At 30.1% G+C, this 14,858-nt stretch carries 15 protein-coding genes; 8 read left to right on the top strand and 7 right to left on the bottom strand.

Annotated features, from left to right (window positions below; translation table 11 throughout):
- Positions 1-25: 25 nt before the first annotated feature.
- Both ACTG3S_RS07700 and ACTG3S_RS07695 read left to right on the top strand, forming a co-directional pair.
- Positions 26-2,440 (top strand): zinc-dependent metalloprotease, encoded by a 2,415-nt coding sequence (locus ACTG3S_RS07700; RefSeq protein WP_439128773.1) that lies wholly within the window; start codon positions 26-28, stop codon positions 2,438-2,440.
- Positions 2,441-2,503: 63 nt separating this feature from the next.
- On the top strand, positions 2,504-3,523 hold the full coding sequence (locus ACTG3S_RS07695; protein ID WP_439128772.1) for a threonine aldolase family protein: 1,020 nt from the start codon (positions 2,504-2,506) through the stop codon (positions 3,521-3,523).
- Here the strand turns inward: ACTG3S_RS07695 and ACTG3S_RS07690 are convergent.
- Genes ACTG3S_RS07690 through ACTG3S_RS07680 form a run of 3 tightly spaced genes read right to left on the bottom strand, consistent with a single transcriptional unit; the run spans position 3,520 to position 5,126 of the window.
- Positions 3,520-4,002 (bottom strand): hypothetical protein, encoded by a 483-nt coding sequence (locus tag ACTG3S_RS07690; protein WP_439128771.1) that lies wholly within the window; start codon positions 4,000-4,002, stop codon positions 3,520-3,522. The two genes, ACTG3S_RS07695 and ACTG3S_RS07690, sit on opposite strands and share 4 nt — an antisense overlap.
- A gap of 12 nt (positions 4,003-4,014) precedes the next feature.
- Positions 4,015-4,629: a hypothetical protein gene (locus ACTG3S_RS07685; protein ID WP_439128770.1), complete on the bottom strand. Its 615-nt coding sequence runs from the start codon at positions 4,627-4,629 to the stop codon at positions 4,015-4,017.
- 2 nt (positions 4,630-4,631) lie between these two features.
- The gene (locus tag ACTG3S_RS07680; protein ID WP_439128769.1) at positions 4,632-5,126 is read right to left on the bottom strand and encodes an RNA polymerase sigma factor; all 495 of its coding nucleotides are present in this window, start codon (positions 5,124-5,126) and stop codon (positions 4,632-4,634) included.
- A gap of 125 nt (positions 5,127-5,251) precedes the next feature.
- On the opposite strand from ACTG3S_RS07680, the gene ACTG3S_RS07675 reads away from it, so the two are divergent.
- From ACTG3S_RS07675 to ACTG3S_RS07650, 6 genes are all read left to right on the top strand, one after another.
- A complete protein-coding gene (locus ACTG3S_RS07675; protein WP_439128768.1) occupies positions 5,252-6,145 on the top strand; it encodes a MerR family transcriptional regulator in 894 nt (297 codons plus the stop codon).
- Positions 6,146-6,208: 63 nt separating this feature from the next.
- A complete protein-coding gene (locus ACTG3S_RS07670) occupies positions 6,209-7,669 on the top strand; it encodes a phytoene desaturase family protein (protein ID WP_439128767.1) in 1,461 nt (486 codons plus the stop codon).
- 7 nt (positions 7,670-7,676) lie between these two features.
- A complete protein-coding gene (locus ACTG3S_RS07665; protein ID WP_439128766.1) occupies positions 7,677-8,519 on the top strand; it encodes a phytoene/squalene synthase family protein in 843 nt (280 codons plus the stop codon).
- Between the two features lie 2 nt (positions 8,520-8,521).
- Complete coding sequence (locus ACTG3S_RS07660) at positions 8,522-8,974, top strand: sterol desaturase family protein (protein ID WP_439128765.1); 453 nt, start codon at positions 8,522-8,524, stop codon at positions 8,972-8,974.
- A gap of 202 nt (positions 8,975-9,176) precedes the next feature.
- A complete protein-coding gene (locus ACTG3S_RS07655) occupies positions 9,177-9,965 on the top strand; it encodes a metallophosphoesterase family protein (RefSeq protein ID WP_439128764.1) in 789 nt (262 codons plus the stop codon).
- A 4-nt stretch (positions 9,966-9,969) separates the two neighbouring features.
- Positions 9,970-10,569, top strand: coding sequence for a hypothetical protein (locus tag ACTG3S_RS07650; protein WP_439128763.1), 600 nt, complete (start codon positions 9,970-9,972; stop codon positions 10,567-10,569).
- 47 nt (positions 10,570-10,616) lie between these two features.
- On the opposite strand, the gene argH is transcribed toward ACTG3S_RS07650, so the two are convergent.
- The 4 genes from argH to ACTG3S_RS07630 form a co-directional block, all read right to left on the bottom strand.
- On the bottom strand, positions 10,617-11,891 hold the full coding sequence (argH, locus tag ACTG3S_RS07645) for an argininosuccinate lyase (protein ID WP_439128762.1): 1,275 nt from the start codon (positions 11,889-11,891) through the stop codon (positions 10,617-10,619).
- An 82-nt stretch (positions 11,892-11,973) separates the two neighbouring features.
- Positions 11,974-13,044 carry a M20 family metallo-hydrolase gene (locus ACTG3S_RS07640; RefSeq protein WP_439128761.1) on the bottom strand — a complete coding sequence of 357 codons (1,071 nt, stop codon included), beginning with the start codon at positions 13,042-13,044 and terminating at the stop codon, positions 11,974-11,976.
- Between the two features lies 1 nt (position 13,045).
- Entirely contained in the window at positions 13,046-13,822 is a 777-nt protein-coding gene (gene argB, locus ACTG3S_RS07635; RefSeq protein ID WP_439128760.1) for an acetylglutamate kinase, read from the bottom strand.
- Positions 13,823-13,891: 69 nt separating this feature from the next.
- Entirely contained in the window at positions 13,892-14,830 is a 939-nt protein-coding gene (locus ACTG3S_RS07630) for an N-acetylornithine carbamoyltransferase (protein ID WP_439128759.1), read from the bottom strand.
- Between the last annotated feature and the right edge of the window lie 28 nt (positions 14,831-14,858).

Below are 14,858 nucleotides of genomic sequence, written 5' to 3'. Positions count from 1 at the left end.
TAGATTTATAAAAAATATATTTACAATGAAAAAACTACTACTTTTTTTACTTTTTACAAGCTTATCTTTTCATGGATTTTCTCAGTTTTTTACTGAAAAGTCTGATAAAAAATTACAAAAAGGAATTACCAAACTAGAAGGTTATTTTACTTTTTATTATGATGAAAATAACGACAAATTATTTTTGCAGATACAAAATTTAGAGCAAGATTTCTTGTATGTTCGTTCACTTTCTGAAGGTATTGGTTCTAATGATATTGGCTTAGATAGAGGCCAATTAGGTGGTGGTGTTGTGGTTCATTTTAAAAAGATGGGCAATAAACTACTATTAATTCAGCCTAACCAAGATTTTAGAGCAATTACAAATAATAAAGAAGAAAAACAGTCTGTAAAAGAGGCTTTTGCAAAATCCGTCTTACACGGTTTTGAAATTAAAGAAGAAAAAAATGGACACTTTTTAGTGAATGCAACTTCTTTTTTTATGAGAGATGCTCATGGTGTTGCTAGAACTTTGGCCAGAAATAATCAAGGGAATTATAATTTAGACAAAAGCAAATCTGCTTTTAATTTAGCAAGAACCAAAGCGTTTCCTAAAAACGTAGAGTTTGATGTTTTGTTGACTTTTAAAGGTTCTCCAAAAGGTTACAATATAAGAAGTGTTACACCAGATGCGGGTTTTGTTACTGTGCATCAACATCATTCTTTTGTAAAATTACCAGATAATAATTATCAACCAAGAAAATTCGATACACGTTCAGGTGGTTATGCTATGTCTTATTTAGATTATGCAACTCCAGTAAATCAATCTATTACAAAACGTTTTATATATAGACATCGCTTACAAAAGAAAAACCCAAATGCGGCAGTTTCTGAGGCTAAAGAACCTATTATTTATTATTTAGACAGAGGTACTCCAGAACCCGTAAGATCTGCATTGTTAGATGGTGGACGTTGGTGGAACCAAGCTTTTGAAGCTATTGGTTACAAAAATGCTTTCCAAATGAAAATGTTACCAGAAGGTGCAGATCCTTTAGATATTCGTTACAATATGGTGCAATGGGTGCACAGATCTACTCGTGGTTGGAGTTATGGTGCCAGCATTTCTGATCCAAGAACAGGTGAAATCATCAAAGGACATGTAAGTTTGGGAAGTTTAAGAATTCGTCAAGACTTTTTAATTGCGCAAGCTTTACAAGCACCTTATAAAAATAATTCTGTGGATGATGATTTTGCTTTACAAATGGCAATAGCAAGAATTAGGCAATTATCTGCTCACGAAATTGGGCACACGTTAGGTTTTGCGCATAATTTTGCAGCGAGTACTAATGGTAGGGCTTCTGTGATGGATTATCCACACCCAAAGTTTACTTTAAAAAATGGTAAAGTAGATTTTTCTGATGCTTATGATACCAAAATTGGTGCTTGGGATAAAGTTACAGTAGCTTATTTTTATCAGGATTTCCCTGAAGATAAAAATAAAGAAAAAGAATTGAATTCCATTTTAGAAAATGCGGCTAAAAACGGATTGAAATACTTATCTGATGCTGATGCAAGACCACAAAGTAGTGCAAGTTCTGCTGCACATTTATGGGATAATGGAGGTAACATTCACGATGAATTATATAATATTTTAAAAATCAGAAAAACAGCCATCGCCAATTTTTCTACAGATAATATTAAAACAAATGAACCTTATTCAGTTTTAGAAGATGTTTTTGTGCCTCTATACTTTTTCCATAGATTTCAAACAGAAGCCACTGCAAAATTAATAGGTGGTTTAGAGTATAGTTATGCTGTTAAAGGCGATAACCAAACAGTAGTTAAAAATATTTCAGGTACTACAGAACGTATAGCATTACAAGCAGTTTTACAAACTTTACAAGTTGATGAAATTGCCATCCCAGAAGAAAAATTAAAATTGTTTCCACCAAGGGCCATGGGTTATGGTAGAAGTAGAGAATCTTTTAAATCTAAATTAGGCGTTGCTTTTGATGCATTTTCTGCAGTAGAAACAGCTTCTGAAATGTCTTTAAACTTGTTGTTGAATCCACAAAGAATGTCTAGGCTTATTGCTTACAAAAGCTTAAACAAAAGTCAATTAGGTTTAGCGGAATTGTTAGATGAACTTATTACTAAAACCCTTAAAAAATCTCATAAAAATAATTATTATCAAGAATTACAAAATGTAATTAATACAAAGGTTTTAGAGCAATTATTTTATTTAGGAGCTTATAAAAATCAATATAAACAAGTAAATGCAATTGTATTATTCAAATTGAATGAAATTAAAGAAATCATTCAGAATAAAAACGCTAATGGAATGCAAAATATATATGATGCAAGCATGATTAAAATGATTGACGGATATTTGAAAAATCCAACATCGTTCAAAAAACAATATGCACCAAAAATTCCTGATGGCTCACCAATTGGGAATTAAATAGAAAATTAGCAATTACAATTATCAAATTTTTAAAGATTAAGCAACCAACAATAAAAATCAATGACAATAGACCTAATTTCAGATACGGTTACAAAACCATCGCCAGAAATGTTAAATGCCATGATGCAAGCAAATGTAGGCGATGATGTATTTAATATGGATCCTACCGTAAATGCATTGCAAGAAAAAGTAGCGCAAATGTTTGGTATGGAAGCAGCACTTTTTTTTCCTTCAGGTACTATGGCAAATCAAACTGCCATAAAATTGCATACAAACCCTGGGGATTTGGTAATTGCAGACAAATATGCACATATTTACAATTACGAAAGTGGAGGAGTAGCCTTTAATTCTGGTGTAACTTGTAAGTTAATTGATGGTCATAGAGGTATGTTTACTGCAGATCAGATAATAGAAATAGCTACTGCAAAACCACAAATTTATTTGCCTTATACAAAATTGGTTTGTTTAGAAAATACAACTAATAAAGGTGGAGGTGCTTGTTGGGATTTTGCTGAAATAGAAAAAATACATCAAATTGCTAAAAAAAATAACTTAGCATTTCATTTAGATGGTGCACGTTTATTTAATGCTTTGGTAGCTAAAAATGAAACTCCAAAACAATATGGTGCCTTGTTTGATACCATTTCTATCTGTTTTTCTAAAGGTTTAGGTGCACCAATTGGTTCTATGTTATTGGGTTCTAAAAAACATATTCAAAAAGCATTACGTTTAAGAAAATTATTAGGTGGAGGTATGAGGCAAGTTGGTTTTTTGGCAGCAGCTGCAAATTATGCTTTAGACAATAATATAGATCGTTTGGCAGAAGACCATAAAAAAGCAAAAGAAATAGCCACAGTGCTAGAAAATTGTAATTACATTACAAAAATAGAACCTGTAGAAACCAATATTTTGATTTTTTATGTGGATAAAAAAATAGGTGCAGACATTTTTATAGAAAAAATGGCGTCAAAAAATATTTTATTAACACCCATGGGCGAAGGTAAAATTAGAATTGTTACACATTTAGATTATACAGATGAAATGCATCAAATATTATTAAAAGAATTGCAAAATTTTTAGAAATAAAAACGCACAACAGGAGAAAATGGCGATGCAAATACACTCTTGTTTTCGTCATATAAAACATCATAACGAAGACCAAAAGCAAATCTACCTCGGTTGTAAGCAATTCCTAAATGCAATGCAGGAAAATTGGTATTAACAGTGCTACCAGAAATATCAGATTGTTTCGCAAAATGATAATCGAATTCGCCAGATAACTGTATGCCTAAATTTGTTTGATATAAAGAGATTAAACTAGCACCGTAAACGCTTGTGGTAAAATCGTTAATTTCTGAATATAAGTAGTTTAAGCCTGTGCCTAAAGAAAAACCATTGTTAAAATTGTAAATGGCACTTGGTGAAATACCAATAGTAGTTTGGTTACCAAAACCTAAGGAAAATCCACCACCAAATTGTACGTTATCCCAAAAGTCAGGTTGTTGAGCGTAACCCAATAAAGAAAAACAAAGGCAAAATGTTAGTAAAATTTTTTTCATTGAAATATAACTTTAATTTGCGTTGTCTAATTTAGCCAATTCTTTGTAATTTCTTTTTAATTTTTTTAATAAAAATCCATAAAGTAATTGATAGAAGAGCCACAAGACTCCTAAAAATAAGAGAGTAGCAAGTAAAGTAGCCCCAATTACCATAAAAATTTGAGCTGTATTTAAATCTGTAGAATTTGCGTTAATAGTTGCTACAGTTGCTACCATCATTAATATAGCTACATAGGCTAAATTAAAAATTACATAATTTCTAACCGTTTTACGAGTTTTTAAAATCTTATTCATTAAAATTTTGGTAGACTCTAGAGTAGAAATTCTTTTGTAGTTTAAATAAAACTTAATTAAAAAGTAAAAAATAATAATATATGCCAAAATATTTGAGTAGTAAATAAAATTTTCTAATCCTATTTTTCGATATTCTTTCATAGCAGTTTCCATATCTACAAAAAAGTACAAAGAATTTAATATTACAAATTCTAAAATACCAATAATAAAAATCCATTTTACAATAGATGATGATTTGGAGTGCGCTAACTTGTAAATTTCTATGGCAGACAATTTACTGGTTTCTTCTGGTTGATTTGTCCAGGCTTTTTTATAGTTTTCTAATAAATCCATATCTATGGGTTTAAAATATTTTTTAATTTTTCTTTTGCTCTATTCATTTTAACCCTTGCATTTACGCTAGAAATTCCTAGGGTTTCAGATATTTCTTTATAAGGTTTATCTTCTAGATACAAGAAAATAAGCGCTTTTTCAATATCATTCAAAGTATGAATAGCTTTGTATAATGCTTTTAATTGCACTTCCTCTGTATCATCATAATCCGTTGCTTTAATTTTGTAAGCAACATCACTAATGTCTTGCGTTTTTACCTTTCTGGTAGATTTTCTATACAAAGAAATTGCTGTATTTAAAGCAACTCTATACATCCAAGTACTAAATTTAGAATCCCCCCTAAATTTTGGGTAGTTTTTCCAAACCTGTATGGTTATCTCTTGAAATAAATCATTATGCGCACTTTTATTTATAGTATACACCCGACAAATTTTATGTGCTATATTCTGATTTTTTTCAAAGTCCTCTAAAAATTTAGCTTCTAAATCTTTTTGCACTTCGTTTTTGGTTAATTAATAGTTACTATATAAGTAGCAATAATAGCTAAAATGTTACATTTATATTAAAAAAATAATTGTTGAAGTTATTTTCTTTACATTTGTTCAACTTAAATATACATAAATTGAACAATATTAAGCAAGATTTTACAATTAAAGACTTAGAGAATATCTCTGGTATCAAGGCTCATACGATACGAATATGGGAAAAAAGATATGGCTTATTAGAACCTCAAAGAACAGATACAAACATTAGATTTTATTCTCATAGCAATCTGCAAAAGTTGCTAAACATTGTTTTATTAAATAAAAACAATCATAAAATATCTAAAATTGCAAAAATGTCTGAAGAAGAAATTAAAGTTCAGGCAAGAGAATTGGCTTTCTCTAAAGCCATTAATGACGAGGCAATAAATTCTTTTAAACTTTCTATGTTACAGTTTGATAAGGTATTATTTAATAGTACTTATGACAAACTTTTGCATAAAAAAACATTTAGAGAAATTTTTAAAGATGTTTTTATACCTTTTTTAGAACACATTGGTTTATTATGGCAAACAGATACACTATTACCCGCTCATGAGCATTTTATCTCTAACTTAATTGCACAAAAAATACACATTAATACAGAGAATTTACAATACACTGTAACTTATTCTAATAAAACTTATGTGTTGTTTTTGCCAGAAAACGAAATACACGAATTAGGTTTGTTATATTTAAACTATGAGTTGGTGTTAAGAGGAAATCATACTATCTATTTAGGGCAAAGTTTACCATTAGACAATTTAAACTATTTCTTTAAAAACGATAGAGAGTTGTGTTTTGTTACTTCTTTAACAGTGCAACCTTATGATGATAAATTAGATGATTATTTTAATCAGATAGATGCTATTTTAAAGGATACAAATCATCAATTTATTGCTATTGGTAGAAAAACAGAGTTGATTAAAAATAATCAATATAACTTTGAAATCTCTTTCTTTGATACGGTAACAGATTTGTTAAAAGAATTATAATTTTCACTACATAAAAAAAAATTGTTTAATTTTTAAATATATTTGTTAAACAATAAAATCTAAATGGATAAACAGATTTATATAATAGGCTCGGGCTTTTCTGCCTTGTCTGCCTCTTGCTACCTCGCCAAAGAAGGTTATAAAGTTACAGTATTAGAAAAAAATGACACCTTAGGTGGTAGAGCAAGACAATACAAAAAAGATGGTTTTACTTTTGATTTAGGACCCTCTTGGTATTGGATGCCAGATATTTTTGAACGTTTTTTTGCAGATTTCGGCAAAAAACCATCAGACTACTATACGTTAGATAAATTAGATCCTGGTTACGAGGTTTATTTTGGAGAAAACGATTCATTAAAAATATCTGAAAACCTAGAAGAAATTTATAAAACTTTTGAAGAAGTTGAAAAGGGGAGTAGTAAACATTTAAAAACATTTTTAGACTCTGCAAAATCTAATTATGAAACTGCTATTTTAGATTTGGTGTATAGACCCGGTATTTCTCCTCTAGAATTGGTTACAACTACAACAATAGCAAGAGTTAGTCAATTTTTTTCTACAGTTAGAAAACAAGTGCGTAAAAATATTACCAACAATAAATTAATACAAATTTTAGAATTTCCTGTATTATTTTTAGGAGCAAAACCTAGTAATACGCCTGCATTCTATAATTTTATGAATTATGCCGATTTTGGTTTGGGTACTTGGCATCCAAGAGGAGGTATGTATAAAGTGATAGAAGGTATGGTTACTTTAGCCACCTCTTTGGGCGTAAAGTTTGAAGTAAATGCCAATGTAGAAAAAATATTAGTAGACGATCATAAAAACGTTTCTGGTTTATTGGTAAATGGTAAAGAAATTAAAACAGATATAGTTTTAAGTGGTGCGGATTATCACCACACAGAAACATTATTAGACCAAAATTTAAGACAATACTCAGAAAATTATTGGAGCAAAAAAACATTTGCACCATCGTCTTTACTGTTTTATGTTGGTTTTGATAAAAAAATAGAAAACGCAAGTCACCACACATTATTTTTCGATACAGATTTCGATGCGCATGCAGAAGAAATTTACGACAATCCAAAATGGCCAACAGCACCTTTATTTTATGCAAATTTTACTTCTATGACAGACAAAACATCTGCACCAGAAGGTAAAGAAGCTGGTTTTTTCTTAATCCCTTTAGCACCAGGTATCGAAGATACAGAAGAATTAAGAGAACAATATTTTCATAAAATTATCGATAGGTTTGAAAAATTAACCAACCAAAAAATAAAAAATAATGTTATCTTTAAAAGGTCTTTTTGCGTAAAAGATTTTAAAGAAGAATACAATTCTTACAAGGGTAATGCGTATGGTATGGCAAATACTTTATTGCAAACTGCTTTTTTAAGACCCAAAATTAAAAGTAGTAAAGTAAATAATTTGTATTTTACAGGACAATTGACAGTGCCAGGTCCAGGTGTACCACCAGCATTAATTTCTGGTAAAATTGCCTCAGAATTAATTACTAAAAATTAAGAGTATTATGAAAGAATTATTTGACAATGTTTCTAACGGTTGCAGTAAATTAGTTACTAAAAAATATAGTACCTCTTTTTCTTTGGCTGTAAACATGTTATCCCCAAAAATAAGAACAGATATTTATAATATTTATGGCTTTGTACGTTTTGCAGATGAAATTGTAGACACATTTCATGATTATGATAAAGAAGAGTTAATGGCTCATTTTGAAAAAGATTATTACATAGCAAAAGCACAAGGTATTAGTTTAAATCCTATTTTAAATTCCTTTCAGCAAACGGTTAATAAATACAAAATACCAGATGCAATGGTAGAAGCTTTTTTACGAAGTATGAAAGCAGATTTGCACAAAACGGAATATCAAACAAAAGAAGAGTATGATGCATACATATATGGTTCTGCAGATGTTGTAGGCTTAATGTGTTTAAAAGTTTTTGTAAATGGAGATGATGCTAAGTTTAACGAACTAAAAGATGCCGCAATGCGTTTGGGTTCTGCTTTTCAGAAAGTGAATTTTTTAAGAGATTTAAAAGACGATTTTGAGCTATTAAATAGATCTTATTTTCCAAATATAGATTTAGGAAAGTTAGACCCAGCCTCTAAACAATTAATTATAGATGAAATTGAAGAAGATTTTAATTATGCCTTTAAACACGGTATTTTAAAATTACCAGTAGAAGCTAAATTTGGCGTTTATATGGCTTACAGATATTATAGAAGATTATTAAAAAAATTAAACAGTGTACCCTCAGAAAAAATTATGGACACTAGAATTCGAATTTCTGACCCAATGAAAATAAATTTGTTGGCAAGAAGTTATGTAAAATATAAATTAAATTTAATTTAAAAATGTTATACGCACTTATCACTATAGGAGTTTTCTTATCAATGGAAGGCGTTACTTGGCTTACCCACAAATATGTTATGCATGGTTTTGGTTGGTTTTTACATGAAGATCATCATGAACCAGGTTACCCCAATGTTTTTGAAAAAAACGACGCTTTTTTTGTAGTTTTTGCAGTACCAAGTATGGCACTTTTCTTTTTAGGAACATATACACCACAAACCTACTTGTTTTTTATAGGTTTGGGTATTTTGTTTTACGGTATTGCTTACTTTGTAGTACACGATGTTTTAATTCATAGAAGATTTAGCTGGTTTAAAAATACTAATAACAGGTATTTAAAAGCATTAAGAAAAGCCCACAAAGTTCATCATAAAAATATGGGTAAAGAAGACAGTCAATGTTTTGGTATGTTGTTTGTACCACTTAAATATTTTAAAGAACAAAATTTAATTTAGGGAGTTTTAACGTGCTTTACATTATATCTTTTTTCATAAAAAGAAAAAAGGATGCCATTACAATCTCTAACGCAACTTGCTTGCTAGCTTATCTCTTTTTATAAAATCAGTATACCTTATATAGTTTTTCCCTTAGGTTTTATATCTAAGGGTTTATTTTATAAATAACCTTAATAATAGTTTACATATTGATAAATCTTTAATGAAGTATTTAAAAATTATAATTTTAATTATCACCTCAATAATGTTCACTTCTTGTGATAATTTTTTCGAGTTTAGTGTTTATGAAGCAGATGTAAAACCAGAAAAACAAAATACCACCGCTAAAAACTTAGAATTAATACAAAATTTTACCCTAAACTCAGATACATTTAAATTCGCTTTTATCTCAGACTCTCATTACTTTTATGATGGCTTAAAAAAAGTAATAGACGATATTAATAAAAATGATGAAATTTTATTTGTTGTCTTTGGGGGCGATATTACAGAGCAAGCACTGATTAAAGAATATGATATTTTTTACGACATCATGTTAACTTTAAAAAAACCATACATAACCGTTATTGGCAATCATGACTATAATGCAAATGGAAATTTAATTTATACAAGAATGTTTGGTGATTTTAATTACTCCTTTGTTTTTAACAATAATAAATTTATTTTATTTGATGATATCGTTTGGGAAAGTAAGAAAAAACCAGATTTTAATTGGCTTTCAAAAGAATTACAAAATACAGATAACTTTAATCAAGTATTTGTAATTGCTCATATTCCTCCACTTGGAGACCAATTTACAACAGAAATGACCAATACATATAGAAAGGTAATGAGCGATAATAACGTGCCTCTTTCTTTGCATGGGCACACACATAGCTACGAGTATACACAAGGACAGGTAAGTTATTTAACAGTTCCATCTTTAAAAGAAGAGGCTTATGGTATTGTTACAGTAAATACAAAATCTTTTAATGTTGAATTGATAGAACTATAATTATATGAATTTTAGAAAATTAATTATTGTTTCGTTTCTATACTTGTTTTTTGTAAGATCATTTGCTCAAGATAAAACAAATACTAACAAACAAAAACCTTGGTATACGCCAGATTATACAACTGTACAATTAGCTGGTAATATTGGTTTTTTATCAACAGGAGTTGGTTATAAATTGTTTGAAGATACTTGGTATGCAGAACTTTTGTACGGTTATGTACCTGCTGCAAGATCTAAAGCAGAATCCATTCATTTGCTAACTATAAAAAATACATTTCCTATCACAAACAAAGAAATTGGTAATGGTTTTACAATTTCTCCTATTGCAGGTTTAGGGATGACTTATCATGTTGGAGCTAATACATTTACTACTTTACCAAGCAGATTTCCTAAAGGATATTACATTTCAAATGCTATTCATTTTACTATTTTTGGTGGATTTAATCTTCACAAAAAATTTAAAAATGAAAACTTTTTTAAAGGCGCAGATTTGTATTACGAACTGGGTACAGTAGAATCTTATTTATGGTTTGTAATTACCTCTAGTGAAGTTTCCTTTAGTGAAGCTTTTAGTTCAGCAATTGGTGTACGATTATATTTTTAAAAGGCTTAAAAAAAAGCAGTTATACAAATAACTGCTTTTCTAATTCATTATTTAGGATATTTTTCACGAATTTTATCCAAACCTAAATTATGAATGCTACCTAAGTGTGTATGTTCTTTTCCTAAATCGGGTGTGTAAGTTCCTGATTGAACTTGCCCACCAATTTTTTGATAGGCTTCTCTAAAAGACATTCCTTCAACCACTAAGTTATTGATGCTATCAACTGTAAATAAATATTGATATTTCTCGTCATTCAAATCGATATCTTTTACAATAACTTGCTGAATTGCATAATTAAAAATGTCTAAAATATCTTTTACATCTTCAAAAGCATTGATGATGTTTTCTTTTAATAATTGAAAATCTCTATGATAACCCGTTGGTAAATTATTAGTAATTAATAACATTTCTGAATGTAATGCTTGAATTTTATTACACTTTCCTCTGATTAATTCAAAAACATCGGGGTTTTTCTTGTGTGGCATAATGCTACTTCCTGTTGTTAATTCATCAGGAAACGTAATAAAACCAAAATTCTGACTCATATACAAGCAAACATCCATAGAAAAACGAGCCATGGTATTACACAATCCACCTAAAGCAGACGCAATTGAACGCTCACTTTTACCACGACTTAATTGTGCAGCAACTACATTGTATTTTAAGGTTGCAAAGTTTAATTCTTTGGTGGTTAATTCTCTGTCAATAGGGAAGGAGCTACCATAACCAGCAGCAGAACCTAAAGGATTTTGGTCTACTACTTTTGCAACTGCATTTAATACATAAACATCATCAATTAGTAATTCAGCATACGCAGAAAACCACAATCCAAAAGATGATGGCATTGCTACTTGTAAATGCGTATAACCAGGTAATAAGCTTTTTTTATGTGTTTCTGCTAAGTCTAAAAGTGTGTCAAAAAGTGTTTTTGTTTTAGAGTTGATAACTGATAAATTATCTTTATAGTACAAATGTAAAGCCACTAAAACTTGATCGTTTCTAGAACGAGCAGTGTGAATTTTCTTACCAACTTCGCCTAATTTGTTTGTCAATTCCCATTCAATTTTAGAATGTACATCTTCAAAAGAGGGTTCAATTACAAAAGTTCCGTTTTCGATGTCAGACGATAGTTCTTGTAATCCTTTTTTTAAGTCCTCTAATTCATCTGCAGAAATAATTCCAATAGACTCTAACATTATAGCGTGTGCTAATGAGGCTTGTACATCATATTTAGCAATGTGAATATCAATTTCTCTATCATTACCCACTGTAAAATTTTCTATTTGTTTGTCTATGGTAAATCCTTTATCCCAAAGTTTCATATTTATATGGTTTTTGGTTTTTGGTTTTTGGTTTTTAGTTGAAGCCTTACACGCCTAACAACTAAAAACCATCAACCAATAACTATTTTATTATTACACGATTTAACAATTCAATATATATTTCTATTCCTTCTTCAATTTCTGCCAAATATATAAATTCATTGGCAGAATGAGAACGAGTGCTATCTCCTGGACCTAATTTTAATGATTGACATGATAAACACGCCTGATCTGATAGCGTAGGAGAACCATAGGTTTCTCTTCCCATGGCAATTCCTGCTTTTACCAAATCGTGATCTGTTGATATTGAAGATGAATTAAGACGTAAACTCCTAGGCACTATTTTAGTACAAGGCGATTTTTCTTGTAAAATAGTTGCAATTTCTTGATTAGAATAGGCATCATTTACACGAACATCTACCACCAAATCTACATGTGCAGGAACTACATTGTGCTGCGATCCTGCATTAATTTGTGTTACTGTCATTTTTACATCACCCAAAGCTTTCGAAGGTTTTTCGAATTTAAAGTCTTTAAACCATTGTAAAATATCAATTGTATTGTAAATGGCATTGTTATTATTAGGATGTGCTGCATGACTTGGAGTGCCTTCTACAACAGCATCAAAAACGACCAAACCTTTTTCTGCAACAGCTAAATTCATTAAAGTAGGTTCACCAACAATAGCAACATCTATGGGGGGAATGATTGGTAACATGCTATTTAATCCGTTTTGCCCACTACTTTCTTCTTCAGCAGAAGCTACTATAACTAGGTTGTATTTTAAATTTTCTTGATGATAAAAATTCGTAAAAGTGGCTATAAGAGAAACCAAACATCCACCAGCATCATTACTGCCTAAACCATATAATTTTCCATCTTCTACAAAGGCTTTAAAAGGATCATTTGTATAAGCAGAATTTGGTTTTACAGTATCATGATGAGAATTTAGCAACATTGTAGGTTTGCTTTCATCAAAATATTTATTGGTTGCCCAAACATTATTTTTAGTTCTATTAAACGGAATTTTAAATTCTTTAAACCAATTTTCTAATAAAATTGCTGTTTTATCTTCTTCTGATGAAAAAGACTGGGTTTCTATTAAACTTTTTAAAAGTGATATTGCTTTTTCTGTTAATTGTTTTATTTCCATTTTATAAAGTTATGGTTGTAAAGTTCGTATTTTCTTTTGTAAACATTGCTGTATTGCCAATGTGTACTTTTTGCACACCATTGTTTAAAGCATTAAAGCAATTGTCTATTTTAGGAATCATTCCGTCTGTAATTATGTTATTTTCTAGCAGTTTTTTATATATTTGGGTATTTATTTGCTGAATTACAGAGGTTTTATCATTAAAATCTTGTAAAACACCATTCAGTTCAAAACAATAGTAAATAGATGTATCGTAAATTTTGCTCATAGCAACAGCAATGGTACTAGCAATGGTATCTGCATTTGTGTTTAGTAATTGCCCATTTCCATCGTGTGTAATTGCGCAAAAAACAGGTGTAAAATCTGCTTTTATTAATTTATCTATCGATTTTTCTGCTACCTTTTTTACATCACCTACAAAACCAAAATCTATCTCTTTTACAGGTCTTTTATCTGATTTTATACTGTTGATGTCTGCCCCAGTTAAACCAATGGCATCTGTGTTTAAAGCTTGTAGTTTAGCTACTACATTCTTATTGACTAAACCTCCATAAACCATGGTAATAACCTCTAAAGTTTCAGCATCAGTAATACGTCTACCATTTATCATTTTAGACTCAACACCTAATTTAGATGCAATATGTGTTGCACGTTTTCCACCTCCGTGAACTAAAATTTTATGTCCTTCAAGGTTAGAAAATAGTTGTAAGAAAGTATTTAAAGAAGTTTCATCTTCAATGATATTTCCTCCTATTTTTATGATTGATAGTTTTTCCATTTGTGCTGAACTTGTTTCAGTATCTTTTTATTTATGTTAGATGCTGAATCATGTTCAGCATTAGAAAATCTAAAGATTTTCTAATATTTTCTTTAACACCAATTGTGCTGCAAAAGTTCTATTGTTTGCTTGTGCTATGACCAAAGAACTGTCAGAATCTAAAACATCATCTTCTACCACAACATTTCTTCTCACAGGCAAACAATGCATAAATTTTGCTTCTTTTATTTTATCTTTTGTGATGGTCCAATTCTCATCAACCTCTAAAAGTTGACCATAAGATTCGTACGAACTCCAATTTTTAGTATATACAAAATCAGCATCTTTAAAAGCTTCTTCTTGATTATGAACAATAGGTGTATTTTTGGTTATTTCTGGATTCAAATTATATCCTTTAGGATTTGCAATGACAAAATCAACATCCATTTTTTGCATTGCTTGTGTAAAACTATTAGCCACTGCATGAGGTAAAGTTTTAACATGAGGAGCCCAACTTAAAACTACTTTTGGTCTCTTTTTAGTAGCATTTTCTGCAATTGTAATTGCATCTGTTAAGCCTTGTAGTGGGTGCCCAGTTGCACTTTCCATACTTACAATGGGTACAGATGCAAACTCAACAAACGAATTTAAAACTTGCTCAGATTCGTCTTTTTCTTTGTCTGTTAAACTCGGGAAAGCTCTTACAGCAATTACATCACAATATTGAGAAACCACTGCTGCAGCTTCTTTAATGTGTTCTGCTGTGTTTCCATTCATTACAGTTCCATCACCAAATTCTATACCCCAAGCATCACCAGAAACGTTCATAACTATTGGATCCATTCCTAAATTCAAAGCCGCTTTTTGTGTACTTAAACGCGTACGTAAACTCGAATTAAAAAATAATAAACCTAAAGTTTTGTTTTTTCCTAATTCTTTGTTTTTTAAAGGGTTTGCTTTAATTTCTCTGGCTTCCTCAATCCAAGAATCGATATCTTCTATATCATTTATGGAGGTGTAATTTTTCATTTTGTACTATTTTATAAAAGAGATTCTT

The organism is Polaribacter sp. (genome assembly GCF_965656025.1).
Taxonomy (GTDB): domain Bacteria; phylum Bacteroidota; class Bacteroidia; order Flavobacteriales; family Flavobacteriaceae; genus Polaribacter.
Note: the sequence above shows the minus strand (reverse complement) of the source record. Positions and strands in the feature narration are given on the sequence as shown.